The organism is Knoellia aerolata DSM 18566 (genome assembly GCF_000768695.1).
Lineage (GTDB): Bacteria > Actinomycetota > Actinomycetes > Actinomycetales > Dermatophilaceae > Knoellia > Knoellia aerolata.
This window is the reverse complement of record NZ_AVPL01000113.1, coordinates 1-4,157: the sequence shown is the minus strand read 5'-3', so window position 1 is coordinate 4,157 and position 4,157 is coordinate 1. Positions and strand designations below refer to the sequence as shown.

Here is a 4,157-nt window from a genome sequence, read left to right as displayed (position 1 = left end):
CGGTCGCCATCGGCCCGCGATGCCTCATAAGAAGTTGGCGTCGCTCTTTCAGCCTCTCCGGGATGTAGCGACATCGTCAGCCGCGGTCCGCTCGGCAAAACTCGGGATCTCGAACACTGCCGTAGCGGGTTGCTGTTCGTTCGTGCGGGCGAACCGGTGGGGCGGACGGGCTGGGTTAGGTGGCTGATGGGGTCAGGTCCTGGTGCGCGGGTCGATGAGGGACCAAGGTCTTCACGTGAACTTGATCCGACCACCCGGGATCCGACATCTGCAGGCGCCATGGTGGCTGTATGAGTGACCGGCAAACAGTTAGGTGGGCATCACGCGAACAGGGCGCCGCGCGCGCACGAGGCCGTAGTGCGGGTGTCGGCGGGGGTTCTGTGCTCTTCCTCCTCGCTGTCACCGCGGCGGCAGCCGGGGTGAGCCTGCTTCAGCTGCATGAGGCGCGCCGGCGCTACCGGAGCCGAGCGAACCACCCGGGAGTGATTGACCTGACCGTTGTCCCGCAGGACCCGACTCTTGCCGGCGGCAAGCCGGTCGAGCTGCGGGCACTGGGCGATTCCGGCATGGCAGGAGTGGGCGTGACACGGCCGGCCGCAGCCCTTCCGGCCTTGATCGCGCAGCGGGTGGCCGCGTCTACTGGCCGACCCGTGCATGTGATCAGTCACGCTCAAGCCGGCGCGCGGACCCATGACGTCTTGATCAAACAGCTGGCGCTCGATTTGGGGAAGCCCGACGTGGTCGTGCTCCTCGTCGGCACCAACGACGTGACGCACATGTCACGGACGCGCCGACTCGCCGGCGACACGGCCCTTGTGCTGTCGCGCCTGCACAGCATCGGTGCGCCCGTTGTGATGAGCAGTCTGCCCGAGTTCGGAGCCATGCGCGCTGTCCCCCCCCTTCTGCGTGCAGCTCTGCGGACCCGAGCAGCGCTGGTCGGGCGGATACACCGACGAGCGGTCCTCGAGGCAGGCGGGGGTGTCAACCTCGTGGACGTCAGGGGGCGGCTGGGCCGTGAGTTCCTCACGGATTCATCCCTCGTTAGTTGGGACCGATTCCACCCGTCCCAGGCCGGCTACTCCCGAATCGCCGACGTGCTGGCTCCAGCGGTCATGGCCGTAGTGACTCCGGACGCCGGCTCTCGTGTCATCAGCAACCCCAGTTTGGTCAGCCTGGGAGGTGCCGCGTGATGCGGAGAGTGGCACTGAGCCGAACGCCGAACGTGACCGGCCGGGGCGGGAGCGATCCGCACGAGCTGCAGAGCGACCCATGTGGGTCCGAGGGCGCGTCCTGTGCCCCGTGCGTGGCGCAGCTGTCGGTGCCATCTGATCGGATTGCCGCGATGCTGGCCGCCATCCGTGACGAGGTCGAGCCAGTTGTCACCCTCACTCATCTTCTGCACCTGTGCCGCGACGAGCACCGGGTCCTGTGGGAGCGATCTGGAGATACGCGGACCGTTCGCAAGGTGACGGTGTTGGTGAACAAGGTGGCCGAGGAGCTGCCGCTGCCGGGAACGACGGCAGTGCTCGAACCGCCCGTCCGGCGTGCGCTCGTCGTAGCCTTCGATCAGGCCGACGACATCCCGCCGGTCCTCATCGCACGCGCCCTCGCAGAGCTCATCGACGAATGTTACGGACACACGTTCGCGCATTGGTTCCAGCGGCGCAGCCCGTACCAGCCCGGGGTCGGGGACCCGGTTCCCCTCGACAGCCCGGACCTGCGCGAGGTGACGACGATGCGCTCCACCTCCCCACCGTGGCGGCTCGCGCACCGGCTTGACGAGACCCGGCATGTCCGGCTTGCCGGTGAATGGGTTGTGCAGTTCCGGGTCGTCTTCGACTACAGCCTGTTCGACACGTTGGCTGGGGTAGTCACAGCTGACACCGTGGTCGCGACCTGTCATCCCAATGGCAGCCTGGGCGAACTCGACCTGACACAGGGCACCCAGGAAGGCAGGTTCCCGGTTCGCCCCCGAGATCTGGGTCGGCAGCGCACCGAGATCGACCGCCTGGTGGCTCGGGCGACCGCCGCCGGGGCCTCGATCGTGGTGCTGCCGGAGCTGTCTGTCACAGAAGGACTGGCCATGGGGCTGCGCGAGTGGGTGCAACGGCCCGACGGGCCCCGTGTCCTCGTCGCCGGTAGCTACCACCGGCAGACAGGCACCGATCAAGCGCCAGGCAGACGACGGAACACCGCTATCGCGTGGGTCCGCGGACACGAGCAGCCGCTGACCCATGACAAGTACTCCCCAGCGGACCGGCCGGTTGTGGAAGACATCCAACCCGACGGCTGGCCGGAACTGCGCATCTACCCCACAGTTGACGGCTGGCACCTGACAATCGCGATCTGCCGCGACCTGCTCAATCCCCAGGCCGGCAACGCGCTCTCCGAAGCCGGCGCGAATCTCATCCTCGTTCCTGCCATGAGCGAAACCCTGATGCCGTTCGGCGGTCCGGTCGCGCACCTTGTCGGGGCCAACCAAGCTTTCATCGCGGTAGCGAACAACCCCGGTGAGTGGGCCGATGGCACGGACCGCATCGCCGCACGCCCAGCTCGGGCCCTGTTCGGACACCCCGGGCTCGGCCAACAGAGTCGCCTGGTACAACCCCGCGACTCCGGACCGGGTGTCGCGCTATTGAACGTGCGTTCCGCGGCGATCACTTGGCTATCGGAGCCCCCTCTCACCCCCGTGCCGTTCGCAGTGGGTGCAGATGACATACCGCAGCCGCCTTCGCGTCCCACCTGGCTGAGCCAACTGCTCGCCCGAGCGGGAACGTCGGGGACATCGGCTCGACGAGCCGGGCGGCCTGTATGGCTCCGGCCCGCGGCGGTCCTGGTACTGCTCAGCGACGGGCCTGACGGACCACGCGTGCTCCTGACCGAACGCGCCGCCGATCTGAAGGACTACCCCAGCGAGCTCGTCTTTCCCGGTGGCGCGCTGGACCAGTGTGACAGCGGCGACCCGGTGGCCGCCGCCCTCCGTGAGGCGCAAGAGGAGGTTGGCTTGGACCCGCACTGCGTGCAGGTCATAGGACTGCTGGCGCCAATGGCGCTCCCGCGCAGCGGCTTTCTCGTCGACCCCGTCCTTGCCTGGTCCGCCGACCCTCTCCTCAGCGGCTCCGTCAATCTCGCCGAGGTTGCCGCTCTGCGCCATATTCCGCTGCGGGAGCTCGCCGAATGGGCAACGCGGCCTTCCGCCGGGGCACCGCCTCACCCGCCCGGCGTGACAGCAGAAACCATCTTCTCGGACCCGGCTCCCCTCGGCCGCATGACGGCGACGGTAATCGACCAATTGCTCGGTATGCTTCCTCAGCGGCAAACGGTGCTAAGAACGGTCGTGAAAGAACGGTCGTGAAAGAAGCGACGAGGTCGAGCCCATCGCGGATCGAAACCGCGAGGACCCCGCTCGTGCACGGTATGTCGGCTCCAACAGGCCGACCTGCGGGATCCGCACCGGGATCCTTCAGCTGGACCGCCTAGCCACGGATCACACGAGGTGGAGTGGGGCGATCCCGATGTGGGATCGCCCCGAGGGGGGGGCGGCCAACGAGCGCTCGCCAGAGTCCTGACACCCCCTTGCGCCTACCACGGACAGTCGACCGCTGTCCGTCACGGCCACGGTGCGCACTGCTGTAATGCCTGAGCCTTCCCTCTTCGGAAGGTGCCAAGCTGTTTGACAAGGACCGCGTTCAGGCGCTTTGAATTGGGCTCTGTGAGAGTTGGTTGAGCCACATGGCGGTGGGCAGTTTTCGGTGGTGCTGGGCGTCGGTGTCGAAAGTGCCCGTGGTGCGCGGCGTACGCGATGCCAAGGGTGATCTGCCGCGGGGCGCGGGACCTGGGTCGCGGGGCGTTAGCGGAACCCGGGCCGGCGCGTGCAGCCCGATCCCGCAGTGGGGGCCCCGTTGCAGTAGCTGAAGCACATCTCCCATGCTGCTCGGGCGTCAGCCATGAACCGAACTCGTGAGTGAAGACCCGGCGTCCCCAACGTCTCAAAGGCGGCCTCGATGTAGGGGTAGCCGTTGGACAAGTGCGGCCGCCACTAAAAGCGGGTCACGCCGTGGTCGGCAGCACGTGGGTGACCGGTTTCGAGGGCCTGAGTCCGCCCGCATCACCCTGCGGATGCCGTGCACGCAGTGGCCTCCCTCGAACGCGGGGGG

2 protein-coding genes are annotated in these 4,157 nt (G+C 67.6%); both read left to right on the top strand.

Going from position 1 to position 4,157, the window contains the following annotated elements; translation table 11 throughout:
• The first annotated feature begins 380 nt into the window (after positions 1–380).
• Positions 381–1,190 (top strand): SGNH/GDSL hydrolase family protein, encoded by an 810-nt coding sequence (locus N801_RS18660; protein ID WP_035940815.1) that lies wholly within the window; start codon positions 381–383, stop codon positions 1,188–1,190.
• A gap of 152 nt (positions 1,191–1,342) precedes the next feature.
• Entirely contained in the window at positions 1,343–3,355 is a 2,013-nt protein-coding gene (locus N801_RS18655) for an NUDIX domain-containing protein (protein WP_211254762.1), read from the top strand.
• The last annotated feature ends 802 nt before the right edge of the window (positions 3,356–4,157 follow it).